Genomic DNA, 19,486 nt, shown 5'->3' on the forward strand with positions numbered 1-19,486 from the left:
CGTCTTCCTTATACTAAGTAGAGTGCAGGGTATCGTACAGGTACCAAGGCAGAAGGAGATGTCACTAAGCTATGACAACAAAAAATCCCGTTATTGATATAAGACAAATATCCAAAATATACGGAAGCAATAAGGCGAATCAGGTTTATGCGCTGAACAATATTTCGTTCACGATGCAAGAAGGAGAGTTCATCGGCATTATGGGAGCTTCCGGTTCGGGCAAAACCACACTGCTCAACGTAATCTCGACGCTGGATAATCCAACAGAGGGTACGATTTCAATTGCTGGAACAGATATTACACGAATGAAAGCCCGTGAGCTTTCGGATTTCCGTGCGCAGCGGCTTGGGTTTATTTTTCAAGATTTTAATCTGCTCGACAATCTGACAGTCTATGAGAATATCGCACTTCCCTTGTCCTTGCAGGACGTCCCTGCTGGCGAGATCCGAATCAAAGTGCGTCAAGTTATGGACAATCTTGGTATTACAGCGCTAGCCGAACAATATCCAGCGATGATCTCAGGAGGGCAGCGGCAGCGAACAGCTGCGGCTCGCGCCATCGTTCATGAGCCTGCATTGCTGCTGGGTGACGAGCCGACAGGCTCGCTTGATTTGAAAAATGCGGTTAGTCTGCTCGAGACGATGAAGCGTCTAAACGAGGAACAGCGAATATCGATTCTCATGGTGACTCATGACGCGTTCAGTGCAAGCTATTGCGGAAGAATTTTATTTATACAGGATGGTCAGCTTGTGAAAGAGCTGTACCGCACGGGCAGCCGTGAATCCTTTTATAAGCAAATTTTGGACGTGCTCGGCGATTATGGCTCGGCAGCTGCCGCTGCTGCATCCGATGAAACTTACGAATCGGAAAGGCAGTGAGGTGAGAACATGCTTATAAAACTAGCTTTATCCGGCATGAAGAGCAAATTCAAAGATTATATCGTGCTGCTTGCTGGACTTGTCATGTCGATAGCCATTTTTTATATGTTCCAGACGATGGCGTGGAACCGCGATTTTACGGAGGCAAATGCAGTTATCAACTCAATTGGGCTCGTCTATATATTAGGCTCGGTACTGCTCTCGTCGATCACTTTTTTCTACATTATTTATGCCAACAGCTTTTTGCTGTCGCTGCGCCAGCGGGAATTCGGACTCTATCTCGTTCTGGGGGCACGCAAAAGTAAAATACGTACTTTAATGTTTATTGAAACGATTGCGCTCGGCTTAATTTCACTAGCGGTTGGGCTTGGGCTCGGGTTTGGCTTATCCACACTTGTGGGGCGTCTCATGGCTAAGCAGCTTCAGACGAGTCTTATCGGTTACCATGCTGTATTTGGACCAGCCATTTTATTTACTATTATCTTCTTTACTTGTTTATTTGGATTGTCTGCGATATGGAATCAGCTGAAGCTTTCTCGCATGAAGGTATTGCATCTTGTCCATGGCAATATGAAAGCAGATCGGCTGTGGGGAAGCAGCCCGTGGAAAATTGTACTTAGCATCGTCGGAGCAATTGCTCTCGGGCTCGGTTACTTCTCCCTTACGTTTATGGAGCAGCTGCGGGAGATTGGATTGTATACCGCCACATTCATGACACCGCTCGGAACGTACCTTCTGTTTATGATGCTGCTTCCGCCACTTGTAGTAAGAATGAAAAAGAGGAATCAAACACGTGGAATCCGCGCCTTCACTTTCGGCCAGCTGAGCTTCCGAATAAATGGCTTAACGAAGCTGCTGGCAACGGTAGCGATGCTGATTGCACTTGGAGCTGGTGCAATTGCCGGAGGTATGGCTTTTGTGAACGATGCGAAAATTAGGGGAGAGAGCTACCGCGTTTATGACGCGATCGTGCATAACCCGAATGCGGAAGAAGCAAAGATACTCGCTTCCATTCCGTTCAAGGAGCAGTTCAAGTATCGCTACAAAATAGAGAACGAAATGGTTTATTATGCGAAAGAGGACCTCGAGAGCCAGCGGCCATTTGTTCATTCGGGGCAGGGCCGCGAGTATTGGGATGAGATAGAACAGATCAAAGGCCCTCTTCCAGCAGGCTCTGCGAGTGATGCAGATAATACGGATACAGAAGAGCTGTCCAGTCAGAAGTGGAGAGGTTTCATCTGGGAGATTTCGCCACCCATAAGTGAGTTCAGGCTTGTTGATGCAGGAGAGTTCGCAAAGCTTGAAGCAAAGGAACAGTTCGTTGTGATCGGAAGGACGGGTGATTTCCTCGCTTATCGGATGTCATGGAAGGCATTAGACCAGCTGGAAACAGAGAAATCCAATGGGGAGTACCTATCATGGAGCAAGTACAAGAACTATGAGAATGCAATAGGTATCGCTAGCGGTACAGTCTTTATGGGCTTTTTCCTTGGCATCGCCTTTCTTGCTATGATGGCGAGCTGCTTAATGTTCAAAATATTATCGGGTGCAGCGAAGGATGTTCAGCGATATGAGATGCTCAGCAAGCTTGGGGTAAGGAGAGAGAGGTTATCGCGTTCAATCTATCACGAGCTGTTCCTCGTATTTTTATTTCCTGGTATCGTTGGGCTCACGCATGTTCTAGTTGGTATGAATCTCTTCTCGTTTATGTTAACTGAGCCATATTATCGTTTATGGATTCCCATTGCGTTGTTCGTGGCTATCTATGCTGCTTACTATCTATTAACCGTTCGATTGTACCAGAACATCGTGCTGTCAAAGCGGGACAAGGCTGTACATTCAAGGTAACCAAAAAAAGAGCTCTCAGGATGAATGACCTGAGGGCTCTTTTTTTGGATAGAACATTACAAATAATTTCCTTTTTAATATTAATTTTATGTATAATAGCGCTTAATACGATTATTGATTATGGGAGGATCACATGAGAGAAATAGATTATAGTCAATATTTTTGGCAGGATGAGGAGATCAGATTACGAGCAATTCAAGACGCTGACTGGGAAGGGCATTACTTCAACCGCTTTGATACGCCAGCTCGGCGCTTACTAGAGTGCACGGTTGAGCTGCCGCCTACGATTGCCGAGGCCAAAAATTTCGTTGAAACTTATGCTGATTTCTCTACGGATAATAGGCGTATCATGTTTGCGATTGAAAATAGAAACGCTGAAAATGTTGGAGGCGTTAATCTAAATAGTATCGATGAGAAAAACGGCACGTTTAGCATTGGCATACAGATCGATAGAGATCACCGTGGCAAGGGATACGGGACTAGAGCGATGAGAATCCTTTTAAAGTATGCTTTTATGGAAAGACGGCTTAATAAGTTTAATGATTATGTGCTGGAAGGCAACGTAGGCTCAACAAACATGATGATCAAGCTGGGCTGCCAGCAAGAGGGTGTGCGCAGGAAAGTGATTTACACTAACGGTGAGTATAAAGATCTCATTTTATTTGGTCTAACGAAGGATGAATTTGTAGAACAGCAGAATAGCATAACCATCGATTAAAGGGAGCGGTTTCTTTGAATGAAACAAAGAAGAAAGCGTATGAGAAACTGATCTATCAAGCCTTCCTTGATATAAAAAATAGTGGCGAGTTTAACGAGGAAAACTTTTATAGAAGTTTCCGCATTGCGCATGTTTTTCATAACCTTGCAGATTTTATCGTAATGGATTATGACGGATTTGATGAGAACGAATTTTGGAGAAGAGTAGACGTGATCGAGGATCAGTTTAACACTTCCCCTTACAAAAAGATTTTTAATGAGAATCTTAAGTGAATGCACGAGATGATGCCGACTAGGAGGATAATAAATTATGAATATTCGATTGTTCGAGCACAACGACAGGCAGGATGTAATAAATATATTATCGGAGCATCCGCTGCAATTCCCAGATTTCGTTATTGAAAGATATCCGCCTCGGTGGGCGGACTTCGCCAAAGCTCCAGCGGGTAATAGCCAATATTATGTTGCTTATAGCGATGACAATCAAATTATGGGTCATGCAGGATATCTCTATAATGATGAAGTAGGGCTTTATGAAATCGTAGGCGTAGTCGTGAAAAAGGATTTTCAACGAGCGGGCGTTGGCAAAGCTTTGCTTTCTACCATCTGCAATAAAGTATACGAGCTGAAAGAGAAGGAAATTATTCTTTATACTTTAGGGCATCCGGGTACTGAAGATACGCTATCGTTTTATCAACGGATCGGTTTTGAGGTCAGCCTATATGAAAAGGACTATTTCAGCAGTGGTTACGATAGAGTGACGTTTATTAAACAATTGAGCTAGTAGATTCGTTGAGTATAAAAGAGTGGGTGATTGCATTCATGACTAACGATGTTGAAGGCTTGATAAGTGTTATGGAAATGGATCGACCAGAAAACCATGGTTTATCATCAAAGTCGTTGCTTGCGTTTTTTACTCAAATCAAGCAATTAAACTTGAAGTTGAACAGCTTTATCCTAATGCAAAACGGCAAGACTACTTCCAAGTTTTATCGTGATCCTTATCGTCCAGGCACGCCGCAGCTGTTATTCTCACTTAGCAAAAGCTTCACATCTATCGCAATAGACATTGCTTGTGACGAGGGCCTACTGGATTTAAGAGACAAGGTTATCTCTTTTTTTCCTGATCAGCTGCCTCCCGCGATTTCGGATAACTTGGCTGAAATGACCATTCACCATCTGCTATCGATGAATGCCGGCCATCATGACAATATTTACGGAAGCGTAGCGGAGCAAACGGACTGGGTTAAAGCCTATTTAGCAATGGAAGTAGAGCATAAGCCAGGAACCTATTACCGTTACAGTACACATTCTACCTATATGATGTCTGCTATCCTTGAGAGAGTAACAGGTCAAAAGTTAACCGAATATTTAATGCCTCGTTTGTTTGTGCCTCTAGGCATTTCATCCCCTTCTTGGGAGACCTGTCCGCTTGGCGTCGTTGCTGGAGGAATGGGACTAAGTATTCCTACTGAAGGGATAGCTAAGTTTGGGCAAATGCTGCTAAACAAAGGCATATTTAATGGCCAGCGAATCGTTTCAGAGAAATACATTTTACTCGCCACCAGCGTGCAAAGCGATACATCGCGAGACGAAGATCGCATCGATTTTTCCCAAGGTTATGGGTATCAATTTTTTCTATGTCGTGATGGATGTTATATGGGAAATGGCGGGTATGGGCAGTTATGTTTTGTGTCGCCCAAACATCAGGTTGTCATTGCGGCAACATCGAGCTTCTCTTCCATGAAACAGCTTCAAACCATGCTAGATTTAGTGTATGAACATATTCTCATGCAAATAGACATGGATATCCACTTTGAAGATGGTGAACAAAAAACAGATTTAGATCAGCATCTCTTGAAAATGGCTTATCCGTTCATACCAGCATTAAGTGAGCCTAGTCCTATTCGCTTAGCTGATCTTCGTTTTTCTTTCATGGATAATAAACAAGGACTCACTGAGCTTCATTTTGCAGCAAGCGGGAACGAATTACAGTTTAAGTTATTTTTTGGCGAACAGAGTGTGAAGACGTATCCGTTTAACTTCAGCACCATAAACCATTCAATCGATCATTTTGTGAAAGATTTGGAGACACATGATCAGGAAGTGGTTACACAGGCTTGTTGGATAGATAGCAATCAACTATCTCTTACTTTGATCTACATAGAAGCCCCGTATGTAATAACCTATTTCGTTCGCTTTTATGATCATAAAATAGAACTTAAATGTACTCATAACGTGTCATTTGGTTTTGATGCTTACGAATTAATTGGTGTACAGGTTTAGTATTGTGACAGCATAGTTATGCGCTTTAGCGTACATTCAGAGAGGATGCCAAGCGGCGTCCTTTTTTCATGCATACAGGCGTCTAATTTTTATAGACTACCGAAGGCCGCCGTTAGCGAGCGATATCATATATTACACAATGAGAGGTGAGTTCTTTTGCCTGTAGAAATCAATCGTCGTATTGAGCAAGTATTAGGAGGCAATCTAGAAGCATTTTCCGATATTTATAACGCGACCATTGATATGGTTTACCGTACCCTATTCTTGCTAACCGAAAACAAAAATGATGTGGATGATCTTGTTCAGGACGTTTACGTCGAATTGTAAAGGAGCCTTCGGAATTTTGACGGTACGAGACCTTTCAGCCTTGGCTTTACGGTATCACAATTAGACAACATCAAGCCTACAAACGAAAAAAGTGGAGGCAATTTCGCAATCATGCACATGAGCTTAATAACTACTCACAAACACTCGAAAATGATTTTTCTGACTCTGTGATAGAAAAGCTGTCCAGCCACAGGATATTGGATGATATGGATTGTCTTTCGTATAAGCTGAAGCAAGTGGTAGTGCTGCACTATTTAAATGATTTAACACAGGAAGTGGTTGCAGAAATCGTTCGAATTCCAGTCGGAACGGTGAAATCCAGACTACACTACGCATTAAAACAACTAAGGAATAAGAGGAGGAGAGATATCCATGTTTAATAGTGCAGATGAGTTGAAACGCATGTTGATGGAAAAGGCAAATCATATTCATCCGCGAGCGGGATTGAAGCAAAAGGTGCTTGAAGAAATCATGCTCGTTAAAAAAAAGGTGAGATGTTAGCTAAAGTTACGGTTGATACGCTAAATATGGATAATCCTTTTGATCAGATTATTAATTCATTGAAACCGGGAACGGGTAAAGCGATATACATCGTTCACGATAATCCACATAAAATAATAAGCAATCAAACCAATTATGAAAAAGAAATATGGCATGAAGGAATAGACGAGCTTCGAGAAAAAATAAAACCATATGTATTCAAAACACCTCTGGTCGCAGAGTTGAAAGCTAGTTATGTGATGTATGGGTTTGATTCACTGACTGAGATTGAACTAGCCGAAATGGTTGAAGAAGCAGAATATACGGGTGAAAATGTAATCGTGAGAGATTTAAAAAAATCTGACCGAATAGTTGGGACTGCGTTCGTATACGAGAAAGAAGGCATTGAATTCGAACTGCATATTTTGACGACAACCAAGAACAGAATTCATGTTCCCGACATCAACGATCATCTCATTGAGACCATTTTTGTTGGTGAAAAGGAAGGCGTATACTTATCGGATGGGAAGCAGCATCAATTAATTTGGGTAACGGATGATAACGGAATTAACATCCAATATGAGGTAAGGGCATTTGAGGTTTCGAAAATGTGGGTATGTGCAATCGCGGATAGTTTGATGGAGATACAATAAAGCGAGTTAGGAATAAGGAGATGTGGGCAGTAACATAATCACCTTGACTTGAAATATCATATTGAGTATAATTCCAATAAATTGAATATTCTAACAAAAGCTATGATGAGAAAGAGTACCAAGGCGATGTCTTTTTACAGAGAGTCCCGGTTGCTGAAAAGGGGTAAAGAATAACTTTGGGAATATGGTCTCTGAGCTGCGCATCGAAACCTCATATGGTTGTAGGCTGCGCCGGAACCCGCACCCGTTACTGTGCTAGGGTATACATGCATAAGCATCGTACCTGAAGAGGTTAATGTCGCGAGGCATTAATAAAATTGGGTGGTACCGCGTGAGCACAGCTCTCGTCCCTTTGGGATGAGGGCTTTTTTGTTTGTCAAAAAAAGGAGGAGTTATGATGACAAATGTGTTTATTGGCGGTGCTTGGCCCTATGCGAACGGTTCATTGCATTTGGGAAGATTGGCGAGTGTATTGCCAGGGGATGTGTTGGCACGTTATTACCGCGCAAAAGGAAATAAGGTGTTGTACGTATCTGGAAGTGACTGCCACGGTACGCCTGTTGCGGTGCAAGCGATTCAGGAGGGTGTTTCTCCAGGAGATATTGCAGATCGATTTCATCAGGAATTTGCCGAATGTTTTAAACAGCTTGGGTTTACGTATGATTTGTATACTCGAACAGACCAGCCATTTCATCACCAAGTCGTTCAACAGTTATTTTTGGCACTTTTAGAAAAAGGACATTTATATAAAAAAACAATCCAACAAACGTATTGTGAAACAGATCAACGATTTTTGCCGGATCGATATGTTGAAGGGATTTGCCCTGTTTGCAGTAACCGTGCGAGAGGCGATCAATGTGATTTTTGTTCAACCTTGCTTGACCCAGCCGACCTGACAGACAAGACATGCAAGCTTTGCGGGAATCCTCCAATTGAGCGGCCAACGGAACATTATTATCTTGCACTCTCTTCCTTCCAAGCTGAATTGACTAAGTATGCAAAAAAAACAAAAGGTTGGAAAGAAAATGCAGTACAATTAACGCAAAGATATCTTGCAGAGGGGCTTCAAGATCGAGCGGCGACAAGGGACTTAGATTGGGGCGTGGAGGTTCCGGTTGCAGGGTTCGAGGATAAAAAAATTTACGTCTGGATTGAAGCAGTGAGCGGATATTTATCGGCAAGCAAGCAATGGGCTGCAGAAACAGGCGGCAGCTGGGAGGCTTTCTGGAAGGACGGAAATGAGGAAATAACCGCTTATTATGTACACGGTAAAGACAATATCCCTTTTCATACACTAATATGGCCGGCAGTACTGATTGGTGCCGAGGAATATCATTTGCCTGATCGAATCATCTCTTGTGAATACATGACGCTGGAAGGGAAAAAGTTTTCGACAAGCAATAATTGGGCGGTTTGGGTGCCGGACATTTTGAAGCGCTATGAGCCAGACTCTATTCGTTATTTTCTGATCGCAAACGGTCCAGAGAAACGGGATACTGATTTCTCTTGGCGAGAATTTATTTATAGTCACAATGGAGAATTGCTTGGTGCATTTGGCAATCTAGTCAATCGTACGCTAGCGTTTATAAATAAATCTTTTGAAGGAAACGTTCCTGAAAGCAAGCAGAACGCGGAATGGATGAAAGCCATTGCTTCTTTATATGTTGAGTCAGGTGCATGCATTGAAGAAGGACGACTAAAGGAAGCGATTGAGTTAATTTTTGCTACTATTCGCAGAGCAAACAAATATTTTGATGAACAAAAGCCATGGATTCAGATTAAAGAAAATCGAGAGGCTTGTGCTTTTACTATAAACACTTGCGTGCAAATTATAGCGAATCTGTCTCAATTGTTGAGCCCGTTTATTCCTTTCTCATGCGAGAAAATAAGAAGGTTTCTGACTCTTCCTGAGCCTAGCTGGGAGCTCATTAGTGTAGCTGCTAACCAAAAAATTCAAGGTTTAGAGCTGTTGTTTGAGCGTATTGACGTTGGTTGCATTGAGGAAGAAACAAATGCGCTAAAGATTCAATCCAAAAGGGAGTGAGCCTATGAATAAGAGAATTATCGTCACTGGCGGAGCCATTATTAAAGATGAAGCTGGAAGAATATTATTACAGAGAAGATCAGACTACGGAGATTGGGGTCTGCCTGGCGGCGGAATGGAAGCGGGAGAGAAAATTGAAGAAACAATGATAAGAGAGGTGCTGGAGGAAACGGGGCTGCAAGTAAATGAATATGATTTGTATTCCATTTACACTGGTCCCAATATGCAGTATCGATATCCAGATGGCAATGAAGTTGTATTCGTCATGTTTATCTTCAACGTGGCGGTAGATTTAACAGGTAAATTAGCTGAGGATGGTAAGAATCTACTGCATACGGATAGCAATAATGAGTCGCTGCAGTTGGTTTTTACGAAATTGGAGGATATCGATATTGAATGCATTAGCAGCGTGCAGAAGCAGCTTTTTAGGGATCTATTAAATCATAAAACCGATATTTTGCGAGGGTGATGATTGAATTTTCTTTTTGATACATTAGTTAGGATAAATTATAAATTTTAGGAGCTGTTAAGAGTGGGAAATAATAGTGCAAACTTGGTTCAATTGAAAGGACCATCATTGGTTTTTCTAGTAGCCGATATACACGATTCCATCCATTTTTATGAAAATATCGGATTTACTTCAGAAAATATTGGCGGACATATTCATATGAACTACGGCGATGTGACCTTTATTTTGCACGAAGCTAAATTGAAAAGTGATATTCGGCCCAATTCGTCAGTAGAAGGCGGACTTTATTTTGATGCTTTCTGCTATACGAATCCAGAGGGACTAAGACAATTACATAAGTTGTTTATCTCAAAAGAAGTGAAGATTGTGCAAGGACCGCATTGGTCAGATGGATGGAGTGAGCTTACCATTGTCGACAATAACGGTTATCGTATTGCTTTTGGCGGATAAGCATTATTTTTTAAGTCGATGTGCTCGAACTTAAAAGCCTTGATTTGAATAATGGCATAAAGCATGTCATTAATCGAAGTATGAGATAAAGTTGAAGCGTTGAGAAATAGTTTGGACAGTTTTTGCCTAGAGTTGACTATGAAACGTTTTTTACCTTTGAGCGATCCAGCAGTGAAGCTAAAATAAATGTATAACCTTGTTAAGGAGCTGCTGCAATGCCTAATAAAAACGAGCTTATCTCATCATTATTATTACTGGCCAATGAATGGGGGTTAACGGATATTACGCCTCATGTGCTTAGTGAGGGTGGGAATTTAATTATTCATCTAGCTCCTTATCCCATTGTGGCAAGAATAGCAATTGTCCTCTCTGAAGCAGATGGAGAGAATGCATACAAGATACAGGATCGAGAGCTGCTTGTAGCGCGTTACCTTCATTCCAAGAATGTCCCTGTGCTGCTGCCAACTAGCCTTGTTGATGCGGGTCCTCATAACGTGGCAGATACATGGCTGACGCTGTGGGCTTATGTCCCTCCTGTAGCCTTGCAACCTCCATCGCCGAAGGAAGCAGTTGATCTTATTAACAAACTTTCTAAGGCAATAAAAGACTTTGAAGGTGAGGTTCCTATGCTTGGTGTTTGGGAGCGCACTTGTCAATCAGCACAAAGATTAAGACTTAACCCCGATGAACGAATACAAGCTTTATTGCAGAAATTTCATAAATGGGACGAGAAGATGCGGGAGGAGCTAGACTTGTTAGTACCCAGTCATGGAGATGCCCATGCAGGTAACCTGATACCGAGCCCGGAGGGTTGGTTATGGATGGATTTTGAGGACATATCATTAATGCCCCACTACTGGGATTTGTCCTCCTATGTTGGCAATCTTGTTTTATTTGGTGGAACACAAGAGCCAACTTTCACATGTATGCTGAATCATTCTGATATTGTTTCTGACAAAAAGGCATTTGGTTTTGCAGTTTCTGCACGCATACTGATGTCTACCTTGGGCAATCTGGATTTTGCTCTCGCAGGGCATGGTGATTTGGAGTTTGCAACGAAACAACTTGAATTAGCTGAACCCATTTTGCAGCAGATAGATTTATTAACAGGCGAGACTCTCAAAGGGGAATAGTTTCGATGAGCAACGATCAATTTTACTCTATAGGCCAAGCGGCAAAGATATGTAATATCGCTGTTCAAACACTGCGCTTTTACGACAAGATCGGTTTGGTCATACCTAGCCATACGGATAAATCCACTGGTTATCGGTATTATTCCAATTATGAACTTCTTTATATTAAAATCGTCCAAGACATGAAAACATTGCAATTTTCGCTTGATGAAATAAAAGCAGCTTTAAAAGAGGGAAGCTTAAGCAGTTTAGTAGAGAAGCTTGAATTAAAACGAAGGAACACGATTACTGAAATAGAACAATTAGAGCAGCTTGTACAATTAATAGGAAAGAGATCGGAACAAATCAATTATTTGCTGGATTTAGGCGATGAGCTTAAAAACCTTGATGTGTTAGTGGAATTAAAACATTTGCCGGAGCGGCTTATCCTATCTGATCGCAGCAGATCAGCGTGTGGGATGGAAGCGTCGGTTGTTAAGTTTACACGATTATTCCAGCAGGCGGAAGCAAACGGATTAATTCCGAAGCAATTGATGACGATTTACCATGAAAATATTTTGACATTTGATCGTGAGGATTCCGATTTGGAATTTTGCATTTCTACCGACTCTACTGGTGCTCACGCTCCAAATGAATATAGCCGAATTATCCCTGAAGGCGATTATATTACAGCTCTTTATTGCGGAATTCCGAACGCCGAATCGTGCAAACGAATTTACAGCAAGCTGCTGTCGTGGATGGAGAAGCATAACTACATCGAAGCGGGTCCGTCAATTGAGCTGTATTTGGTTGATATGGCTCAAATGATGAAGCCGGAGGAGTTTATTGTAGAGCTTCAAGTTTCTGTTCGAAAAGCGTTGACCCTATAGTTACTATAGGGTTTATATTGTTTTTATTCGTCAAATGGGGAGGAAAAAACAATATGAATGTGATTTTCGGAACGGGTCCGCTGGGTATGGCCGTCATGAGGGAGCTTGTTGCTCTTGGAGAACCTGTCAAAATGGTTAGTTTGAGCGGGAAAGCGACTGTGCCTTCAGGGGTGAGTGTAAAGCAAGCGAACGTAATGAATGAGGATGAGACAAAGGCCATAATGAAACATGCAAAGGTTGTCTTTCAGTGTGCGCAGCCGCCATATCAGAAGTGGCATGAGTTGTTTTTGCCTTTTCAGGAGCATATCATTTCGGGAGCTATAGCTGCAGGAGCGAAGCTGGTCGTTGCCGAAAATGTATATATGTATGGGCAGGTTAATGGGAGCATGCATGAAGGATTACCGTACACAGCTGTGACTAAGAAGGGGAAAGTACGCGCAGACATGTCTAGTCGACTGCTGCAGCTCTATCAAGAGGGAATGCTGCAGGTGACGATGGGGCGGGGAGCGGATTTTTTTGGACCGAATGTTCACCATTCTTCTGTTGGTTCACGGTTGTTCAAGCCGATAGTGAAAGGCAAAGCTTGCACGGTAATGGGAAACCCGGATAAGAAGCATACGTATACGTTTATCGATGATTTTGGTAAAGCGCTCGTTGTGTTAAGTCAACATGAAGATGCATATGGCCGCGCGTGGCATGTTCCGAACGATGCTACGGTTACAACAAGAGAATTTGTTGAAACAGCTTATCGACTTGCTGGATTCCCTGCAAACCTTCAAACCATGGGGAAAGCGATGCTTCGAATTGGGGGATTGTTTATACCGGCAGCTCGAGAAAGCATCGAAATGCTGTACCAGTTCGAAAATGATTTTATTATTGATAGCAGTCTATTTTCAGAGAGGTTTGGCTTCACGGCTACACCCTTAGAGGAATCTATAGCAAAAACATTGGAATCTACTGTAGTGTAGAGGTTTTGCAGGTGTGACCATGAAGAGATGGAGGTACACTTATGGATGAAAATAATCAATGGAGTGCTAACACACTGGTGAAAATTGATCATTACAAATTTAGTGGACTGGACAGTTCTTTAATCGGTGCCATTAAATCTACGGCTGACTTTTATCAAATGCCTCTATCGGCAGCATGGATTTATGGCATGACGGGTCTTGCTTTCTTACATGTCATTGATGAAAGACTAGTTGAACCTAACGGGGGACCGCCTGAGCCGGAGGTTTTTCGGCTTGTTCGCAATATTGGATTAGAGGTTAGTGGGTTGCATGCTTATGCGGAAGGAGAAGACTTTAAACGTCTGCAAGCGGAAGCGTGGGAGAAAGCAAAGTGCGCCTTACGTGCCAATCATCCCGTTTTTTCTAAAAATATTGATATTCAAAACCAGACATCTGTCGTGTACGCCCATGATGATCACGGTTATTATACATATAATTGGCATACAGGGTATGAGCACAGCGAAGATGCAATACCTTGGAGTTTCTTAGGTCTAAGCCGCTGTCCTTGTATAAACTGTGTAAAGAATGGAGAGAAATCCGAACAAAAAAACAAGGCATGCGGCCTCATTTCTTTGCATTCGGTTGTTCCTATTCAAGCAGTAGACGAACGAACCGCTTTTATAGAAGCGCTTGATTATGTTATTCGTTTAAATGAGGATGGCGATTATCGGTGGCAGGATAAAACGTATCTCGTTGGTGCAAAAGCTTACGAACGGTGGCTTGACGCACTCGAGAGGGAAACGATGGATAAATATTATTTCAGTTTATTTATCGAAATTTTGTGCGAAGCTAGGAGTCATGCCGTGCTGTTTCTAATGGAGTTAAGTGGAAAATTATCCGGCGTGGGAGGACAAAGCTTTAACGAGTTAATCCATACGTATAGACAAGTTGTCTCTCGATCTAATAAGCTGAAAGAGATGTATCCGTATCAAGAGCCGCGAGAGAGCGAAGTGAATCAAAAAGAGCAATGTATAACCATCGTTAAAGAGCTAATGACAGTAGAGAATGACGCTTTTTCTATGTTAAAAGACATTTATGCTGGGGGATAATGATGATCAAATATCCGAGGTTTGAAGAAGGAGCAACGATAGGCGTAACGGCACCATCGCATGGGGTTTCTGCTTCTATGCATGATTCGTTTAAGCTGGCTTGCAGTCGTATGGAGACGAAAGGATATTCAATCATTTGCGGGGAGACAGTTTGGACGCAAAATAAAGCCAAATCATCGCCTGCCAAAAAACGTGCGGACGAGTTTAATGAAATGATGAGCAGCGATCACATTGATATCGTCATTCCTCCATGGGGAGGTGAGCTGTTGATTGAGATGCTTGAATATATTGATTTCAACCGCTTAAATGATAAATGGATAATGGGCTATTCAGATATAAGCGTGCTGCTGTTTGCTACTACGTTAAAGACAGGCATAGCGACTGCACATGGTGCTAATTTATTTGATCTAAGAGGCGAATATTCGGATGAGACGACAGCCATGTGGCAACCGGTTTTATCAACTAAGGCGGGAGAAGTTATCATTCAATACTCGTCTAACAACTATCAAAAAGAATGGCAGCACGATAATCCAACCCCTTATGTATTTCATTTGAACGAGCCTACATACTGGAAATCGACCTCCAACCAACAAGTGAAGACCGAGGGGCGTATACTTGGAGGCTGTATTGATGTGATCAGACATTTAGTCGGCACACCTTATGGTGATGTATCCGCTTTTCGAGAGCAGTTTATTGATGGTGAGCCTATTTTGTGGTACCTCGAAAACTGTGAGTTATCGACCGTAGATTTACGAAGATCACTGGTTCAAATGAAGCTGGCAGGCTGGTTTGAGCAAAGCCCATGCATTTTGTTCGGACGGAGTCCAGCAAATCAACCTGTAGATGGTTATACTGTTGAAGATGTATATCAAGAGCTCGCAGAAGAGCTTCAAATTCCGATCATTTATGATCTGGATTGCGGGCATGTCCCTCCACAAATTACACTCATAAACGGTGCTTATGCCGAAGTGGAAGTTGATGAGGGTAAAGGTATAGTCAAGCAGTATTTTAAATAGTGGCAAAGGTCAAAAGAATACTATTTGCAATATAGTGCTGATCCTAGAATTAAGAGAACGTAGCAGCAGTATTTACAGCAGAGGTGAGTCCGTCTTTCGAAAGCAATGGTCTGGAGCTATTTGCGATCGGGAGGACGGATTGGTATAAAAAATTAAGCGTTTACACATGCTCAATTGGCGTGATGAAAATTCACAAGCAAGGATGGGTGATCAGGTTGGAAAATACGACAAGCAAACAAGACCTTCATCAACGTTATATTGCAAATGCGAATAAAGCGCTTCAAGAAAATGTGAAAACGATTGATACAACATATCGGCTTCATTATCATATGATGCCGCCAGCAGGCTGGATGAATGACCCGAACGGCATGATTTATTTTGAAGGACATTATCATTTGTTTTATCAGCATGACCCCTATCAATCGAAGCAAGGTCCGATGCACTGGGGACACGCTAGGAGCAAGGATTTAGTTCACTGGGAGCATCTGCCGGTTGCGATAGCACCCTCCGAGGATTATGACAAAGCAGAGTTTGGCGGACAGGGCTGTTGGTCAGGAAGCGCAGTAGATAACAATGGGGTTTTAACGTTAATTTATACGGGGCATGTTGATGGCAAAACACCGGAAGAGGTTCAAGCTTTAGCAACAAGCACCGACGGTGTGACGTTCCACAAGTATGCTGCTAATCCGGTGATCGGTGATTCACCTGACGCGCAGCGGTTCGGGTTCCGTGACCCGAAGGTGTGGAAGCATGAAGATAAATGGCATATGGTCGTTGGTTACGGCAAAGACGGACTTGGCAAAGGGTTAATTTATACGTCGAGCGATCTGCTCAGCTGGGAATATCAAGGTGCTGCGACGCAGAGTGATGGTACGATGGGTGATATGTGGGAATGTCCAGATCTATTCCCGCTTGGAGAAGGCAATCAGCATACGCTGCTCATCTCCCCGATGAATATTGCACCTATCAAAAACCTGTATTTGTCAGGGACGTTCGATTACGCAAGCTGCCGCTTTGAGAAGCAGCAGATGGGACAAATCGATTATGGCTTTGACTTTTATGCGCCGCAAACGCTGCTTGATGATCAAGGCAGAAGAATTATGATCGCATGGATGAACATATGGGGAGCTAAGATGCCAGAGCAAGCGCATGGCTGGCTTGGCGGAATGACACTGCCGCGCGAACTGACGTTAGCAGCGGATGGTACGGTAAGAAGCAATCCAGTGCCGGAGCTTTCCGTGCTGCGTGGACAACAGGTTTCGGTGTCTGATCTAGCTCTATCAAGCAACGAATTTGTCAAAATAGACGGCGTCCGTGGAGACTCTCTTGAAATGGATATTGTATTTGATCTGGCTGGAACGGAAGCAACAACAGTAGGTATTCGTGTACGCAGCTCCGAGGATGGGACTGCCTATACAGAAATCAGCTATTCCATAAGCGAACAAAAGATTTATATGGATCGTAATCTCGGCGGTGAAGGCGATGGCGGAATTAGTGAGGCGCCGCTTCAGCTGTCTTCAGACTGGCGTTTGCAGCTAAGACTGTTTCTTGATCGCTCCTCTATTGAATTGTTTGCAGGTGAGGGCAGAGTCGCCATGACCAATCGGGTTTATCCGAGACCAGAAGATATAGGTATCTCTTTCTTTGCTCGCGGCGGAGACGCGCTTCTTCAAACCGTAAATGCTTGGCAGCTGCGCTCGATTTGGTAATGAATGTTGATAATGTTGATACCGTAATTGTCTGAGGATTGGACGTTGTTGCGCGTGACGAGTTGTTGATGGATTTCACACTTTGATTAAAAGATTTGGTAGACACGTTTCAGACAGTGGGTTCGTGATTTTGCCTGCAATCCTCCAAAGGGCTGTTCCAAGCGTAGATTTATCTACGCCTGGGACAGCCCTACTTTATTTTGATGGAATTTAGGCAAAACGATGAGCTCCCCTTATCCAATACACGGCTTACGAACCTAGAAACTCTTATCTAAACCAATCAGAATGGATTAACATTGTAACGAACTCTAGAATCGTTATTTCGAGAAAAGCAGCTAAAGACACCTTAAAAATCATGCTTTAGCGTTAATTGTCCACAGAAAATAAAGTATTAGATTGAGAAAATAAAGCTTTAGACTTGGGGTGCTTCATTACGCTAACTGGCAGATTACGCTAATACCTGGCAAGTGTTATAATTCAGAAAGTAGTGATCGAAAAGCAGAGGTTGATATAAGGATGGATAACAAAATTTTTTATAAAATTAGTGGATATTTAGAAGGGCTAGGTACAATCAATACTCATTTTGGAGCCTCTTATGGTCATGAATACGTGTTTTGTGAGCTCGAAAGTGGTGTGCCTTTGATGCAAATAGTTATACAGTATAATAAGAGAAGCAATCTAAAAAACCATGATGACGTTATATTCCTACCCTTACGTGACGTCGAAGACTGGAAGGAAACTCTTTTCGATGTAAGTGCATATTGGTTCTTTTCCCTTTATCGCATGCAAAATTTTCAGGTTCGAGTTGCTTATTACGATGATGATGGTCAAGAACTTCCTGAGATACCCGCTGAATTTGATAAAGGATCAAACTCAGTTAGCAACAAGCTAATTGATCTAATTGACCAGCTTATTGATGGGAAAGAACTAAAGGTATACAGGTTGGAGACGGAAGTAGAAGAAAAAAATGAATTTGATTGGGAGCAGTTTTATTTTGTTATTGATGGTAAGGTATTTATTCTAGAGTTTTATCAATGGGGTTAATAAATCCTAAATTTAATTGAGCTAACGGGAACGATAGTTCAATACTGAAAAGGCTGCCGATTGGCAGCCTTTTGTTCAACTAACGGGCAGTTTAGTTAAAGAGGCGTTTTATTGAAATTATCCTTGAAGGAGAACGAAGATGAATAAATATTGGAATTATAGAATTTTAAAAAAGGATTGGGAAAATGGCTTGGTTTCATATGAAGTATGTGAAGTTTATTATGAGAATGACATACCTACTTCATGGATTTGGGGTAAAAATGTACTTAGTGGTGAGAGTAAAGAAGACTTAGAATGGAGGCTAAATAATTCAATATTGAAAGCATTTGAAAAGTCAGTACTTGAAATCATTGGTGATGATGAAGGGTTAGTTGAAGTAAAGGAATAGAGAAAGGCTTACGATTCTTCATGAACTAACGGGCAAGTTAGTTTAAATCACTTCGCGAATACTTCATGTATGGAGAATTTGAACAGGAGGTATGAATGATGCATGGAACTCGATTTATTGAAGAATATCCGCAATTTCAAATCTTATTTGAAAAACTATACTTAAAGAGAGAGTTAGATTCCTGGTATAAAGAAGTTTGCAAACAAAAACTTGAGTTACCAGAAAATTACACCACATCAAAGTAATCAAAAATATTAAAATACATGATAACTACTGTCCTTCTATACATGTATATCTTGATTTGGAAGATAAATATGGTGCTGATGGTTTTATTTTTAGACAAAGAATTAATCTTGTAATTTCAAAAATAATACCAGTTTACAAAATGGATTATTTGTATCTAGTTAAACACAGTTCTCTGGTTGGGGAGTTAGGTACATTTGGCAGCCCACAAGAAACCTTTGAAGCAATGGAAGCAGAGGAACAAATAACGGGGTTATTAAAAACAAATAATTATATTGAGTTAACAGGTTACGATTTACAAGACACGATTTATGAATGGAAAGAATTGAAGCTTGAACCCTTCGATAGAAGATTAACATTAGATTATGCAGCCTTTTATGACGCATTAGAGTTATGTGAAGATTCATTATTAAACTAACGGGAAACGATAGTTGAATAACACACATGATGAGCAGGCGCTACGGTGGCCTGCTTTTCTTATTAAGCTAACGGGCAGGAGAGTTCAGCCAATAGTTTGAGAAATTTTTAAGTACCCTGAGAAATGGAAATCGTACACATAATAACAGCTATTCCCTGGAGTTTAAGCTTCAGGACAGAAATTGCAGCGGTTGACCGTGCAAAATGGTTATGACTAGGCATGCGTATAGTCAAGTGGTTATTCACCTACATAGTATAAGATACACTTTCATGTAATATCATGAATATCTTCCGCTAGGAGTGATGTTAGGGTTCAAATGCGAAATATAGGACCCATGAGACAACCGCCGCAGTCACCTCCTCCCGCATTCATCCCGCCGAAACCCGCTGTTTCTTATATCGTCGACTGCGTTTACCAGTACACTTATATTTGGCTTAGGTCTGGCGAGAACTTCTGGT

At 41.9% G+C, this 19,486-nt stretch carries 22 protein-coding genes, 1 pseudogene and 1 other annotated feature; all 23 genes and pseudogenes read left to right on the top strand.

Going from position 1 to position 19,486, the window contains the following annotated elements:
• Positions 1–71 precede the first annotated feature (71 nt).
• Positions 72–878 (top strand): ABC transporter ATP-binding protein, encoded by an 807-nt coding sequence (locus tag AC1DOV_RS09870; RefSeq protein WP_076270790.1) that lies wholly within the window; start codon positions 72–74, stop codon positions 876–878.
• 9 nt (positions 879–887) lie between these two features.
• Positions 888–2,726 (top strand): FtsX-like permease family protein, encoded by a 1,839-nt coding sequence (locus AC1DOV_RS09875; RefSeq protein ID WP_477549794.1) that lies wholly within the window; start codon positions 888–890, stop codon positions 2,724–2,726.
• A gap of 133 nt (positions 2,727–2,859) precedes the next feature.
• A complete protein-coding gene (locus AC1DOV_RS09880) occupies positions 2,860–3,444 on the top strand; it encodes a GNAT family N-acetyltransferase (protein WP_477549795.1) in 585 nt (194 codons plus the stop codon).
• A 14-nt stretch (positions 3,445–3,458) separates the two neighbouring features.
• The gene (locus AC1DOV_RS09885) at positions 3,459–3,716 is read left to right on the top strand and encodes a hypothetical protein (protein WP_339207948.1); all 258 of its coding nucleotides are present in this window, start codon (positions 3,459–3,461) and stop codon (positions 3,714–3,716) included.
• A 37-nt stretch (positions 3,717–3,753) separates the two neighbouring features.
• On the top strand, positions 3,754–4,227 hold the full coding sequence (locus tag AC1DOV_RS09890) for a GNAT family N-acetyltransferase (RefSeq protein ID WP_477549796.1): 474 nt from the start codon (positions 3,754–3,756) through the stop codon (positions 4,225–4,227).
• A gap of 38 nt (positions 4,228–4,265) precedes the next feature.
• Positions 4,266–5,729 (top strand): serine hydrolase domain-containing protein, encoded by a 1,464-nt coding sequence (locus AC1DOV_RS09895; RefSeq protein ID WP_477549797.1) that lies wholly within the window; start codon positions 4,266–4,268, stop codon positions 5,727–5,729.
• A gap of 156 nt (positions 5,730–5,885) precedes the next feature.
• Entirely contained in the window at positions 5,886–6,056 is a 171-nt protein-coding gene (locus tag AC1DOV_RS09900; protein ID WP_477549798.1) for a hypothetical protein, read from the top strand.
• Positions 6,057–6,097: 41 nt separating this feature from the next.
• Positions 6,098–6,436 (top strand): annotated as a pseudogene (locus AC1DOV_RS09905) (sigma-70 family RNA polymerase sigma factor); the annotation flags it as partial.
• Positions 6,429–6,557, top strand: a complete 129-nt coding sequence (locus AC1DOV_RS09910) for a hypothetical protein (RefSeq protein ID WP_477549799.1) — start codon at positions 6,429–6,431, stop codon at positions 6,555–6,557. The pseudogene AC1DOV_RS09905 and the gene AC1DOV_RS09910, both read left to right, overlap by 8 nt.
• Entirely contained in the window at positions 6,551–7,189 is a 639-nt protein-coding gene (locus AC1DOV_RS09915; protein ID WP_477549800.1) for a hypothetical protein, read from the top strand. The genes AC1DOV_RS09910 and AC1DOV_RS09915 overlap by 7 nt, the downstream gene beginning before the upstream one ends.
• Before the next feature lie 93 nt (positions 7,190–7,282).
• Positions 7,283–7,544 (top strand) — a binding site (T-box leader).
• A 42-nt stretch (positions 7,545–7,586) separates the two neighbouring features.
• The gene (metG, locus tag AC1DOV_RS09920; protein ID WP_477511707.1) at positions 7,587–9,233 is read left to right on the top strand and encodes a methionine--tRNA ligase; all 1,647 of its coding nucleotides are present in this window, start codon (positions 7,587–7,589) and stop codon (positions 9,231–9,233) included.
• Positions 9,234–9,237: 4 nt separating this feature from the next.
• Positions 9,238–9,702: an NUDIX domain-containing protein gene (locus tag AC1DOV_RS09925; RefSeq protein ID WP_477511697.1), complete on the top strand. Its 465-nt coding sequence runs from the start codon at positions 9,238–9,240 to the stop codon at positions 9,700–9,702.
• 63 nt (positions 9,703–9,765) lie between these two features.
• Entirely contained in the window at positions 9,766–10,152 is a 387-nt protein-coding gene (locus AC1DOV_RS09930) for a VOC family protein (protein ID WP_477511698.1), read from the top strand.
• A gap of 215 nt (positions 10,153–10,367) precedes the next feature.
• Positions 10,368–11,285 carry a phosphotransferase family protein gene (locus tag AC1DOV_RS09935; RefSeq protein ID WP_477511699.1) on the top strand — a complete coding sequence of 306 codons (918 nt, stop codon included), beginning with the start codon at positions 10,368–10,370 and terminating at the stop codon, positions 11,283–11,285.
• A 5-nt stretch (positions 11,286–11,290) separates the two neighbouring features.
• On the top strand, positions 11,291–12,154 hold the full coding sequence (locus tag AC1DOV_RS09940) for a MerR family transcriptional regulator (RefSeq protein ID WP_477511700.1): 864 nt from the start codon (positions 11,291–11,293) through the stop codon (positions 12,152–12,154).
• Between the two features lie 53 nt (positions 12,155–12,207).
• Positions 12,208–13,122, top strand: a complete 915-nt coding sequence (locus AC1DOV_RS09945) for an NAD-dependent epimerase/dehydratase family protein (RefSeq protein ID WP_477549801.1) — start codon at positions 12,208–12,210, stop codon at positions 13,120–13,122.
• 41 nt (positions 13,123–13,163) lie between these two features.
• Positions 13,164–14,210 carry a hypothetical protein gene (locus tag AC1DOV_RS09950; protein ID WP_477549802.1) on the top strand — a complete coding sequence of 349 codons (1,047 nt, stop codon included), beginning with the start codon at positions 13,164–13,166 and terminating at the stop codon, positions 14,208–14,210.
• Between the two features lie 2 nt (positions 14,211–14,212).
• A complete protein-coding gene (locus tag AC1DOV_RS09955; protein ID WP_477549812.1) occupies positions 14,213–15,226 on the top strand; it encodes a S66 family peptidase in 1,014 nt (337 codons plus the stop codon).
• Positions 15,227–15,441: 215 nt separating this feature from the next.
• Positions 15,442–16,935 carry a glycoside hydrolase family 32 protein gene (locus AC1DOV_RS09960; RefSeq protein WP_477549803.1) on the top strand — a complete coding sequence of 498 codons (1,494 nt, stop codon included), beginning with the start codon at positions 15,442–15,444 and terminating at the stop codon, positions 16,933–16,935.
• A 516-nt stretch (positions 16,936–17,451) separates the two neighbouring features.
• On the top strand, positions 17,452–17,979 hold the full coding sequence (locus AC1DOV_RS09965; protein ID WP_441875971.1) for a hypothetical protein: 528 nt from the start codon (positions 17,452–17,454) through the stop codon (positions 17,977–17,979).
• Between the two features lie 139 nt (positions 17,980–18,118).
• A complete protein-coding gene (locus tag AC1DOV_RS09970; protein ID WP_441875974.1) occupies positions 18,119–18,367 on the top strand; it encodes a hypothetical protein in 249 nt (82 codons plus the stop codon).
• A 95-nt stretch (positions 18,368–18,462) separates the two neighbouring features.
• Positions 18,463–18,612 (top strand): hypothetical protein, encoded by a 150-nt coding sequence (locus AC1DOV_RS09975; protein WP_477549804.1) that lies wholly within the window; start codon positions 18,463–18,465, stop codon positions 18,610–18,612.
• A 56-nt stretch (positions 18,613–18,668) separates the two neighbouring features.
• Positions 18,669–19,028, top strand: coding sequence for a hypothetical protein (locus tag AC1DOV_RS09980; protein WP_441875980.1), 360 nt, complete (start codon positions 18,669–18,671; stop codon positions 19,026–19,028).
• Positions 19,029–19,486: the final 458 nt, after the last annotated feature.

Source organism: Paenibacillus sp. 01T47 (genome assembly GCF_056398245.1).

Coding starts and splice junctions, on each gene's coding strand:
- AC1DOV_RS09950 (WP_477549802.1), top strand. CDS start 13,164: ATGGATGAAAATAATCAATGGAGTGCTAACACACTGGTGAAAATTGAT.
- AC1DOV_RS09925 (WP_477511697.1), top strand. CDS start 9,238: ATGAATAAGAGAATTATCGTCACTGGCGGAGCCATTATTAAAGATGAA.
- AC1DOV_RS09910 (WP_477549799.1), top strand. CDS start 6,429: ATGTTTAATAGTGCAGATGAGTTGAAACGCATGTTGATGGAAAAGGCA.
- AC1DOV_RS09945 (WP_477549801.1), top strand. CDS start 12,208: ATGAATGTGATTTTCGGAACGGGTCCGCTGGGTATGGCCGTCATGAGG.
- AC1DOV_RS09870 (WP_076270790.1), top strand. CDS start 72: ATGACAACAAAAAATCCCGTTATTGATATAAGACAAATATCCAAAATA.
- AC1DOV_RS09975 (WP_477549804.1), top strand. CDS start 18,463: ATGATGCATGGAACTCGATTTATTGAAGAATATCCGCAATTTCAAATC.
- metG (WP_477511707.1), top strand. CDS start 7,587: ATGACAAATGTGTTTATTGGCGGTGCTTGGCCCTATGCGAACGGTTCA.
- AC1DOV_RS09935 (WP_477511699.1), top strand. CDS start 10,368: ATGCCTAATAAAAACGAGCTTATCTCATCATTATTATTACTGGCCAAT.
- AC1DOV_RS09895 (WP_477549797.1), top strand. CDS start 4,266: ATGACTAACGATGTTGAAGGCTTGATAAGTGTTATGGAAATGGATCGA.
- AC1DOV_RS09890 (WP_477549796.1), top strand. CDS start 3,754: ATGAATATTCGATTGTTCGAGCACAACGACAGGCAGGATGTAATAAAT.
- AC1DOV_RS09955 (WP_477549812.1), top strand. CDS start 14,213: ATGATCAAATATCCGAGGTTTGAAGAAGGAGCAACGATAGGCGTAACG.
- AC1DOV_RS09880 (WP_477549795.1), top strand. CDS start 2,860: ATGAGAGAAATAGATTATAGTCAATATTTTTGGCAGGATGAGGAGATC.
- AC1DOV_RS09970 (WP_441875974.1), top strand. CDS start 18,119: ATGAATAAATATTGGAATTATAGAATTTTAAAAAAGGATTGGGAAAAT.
- AC1DOV_RS09965 (WP_441875971.1), top strand. CDS start 17,452: ATGGATAACAAAATTTTTTATAAAATTAGTGGATATTTAGAAGGGCTA.
- AC1DOV_RS09940 (WP_477511700.1), top strand. CDS start 11,291: ATGAGCAACGATCAATTTTACTCTATAGGCCAAGCGGCAAAGATATGT.
- AC1DOV_RS09915 (WP_477549800.1), top strand. CDS start 6,551: ATGTTAGCTAAAGTTACGGTTGATACGCTAAATATGGATAATCCTTTT.
- AC1DOV_RS09875 (WP_477549794.1), top strand. CDS start 888: ATGCTTATAAAACTAGCTTTATCCGGCATGAAGAGCAAATTCAAAGAT.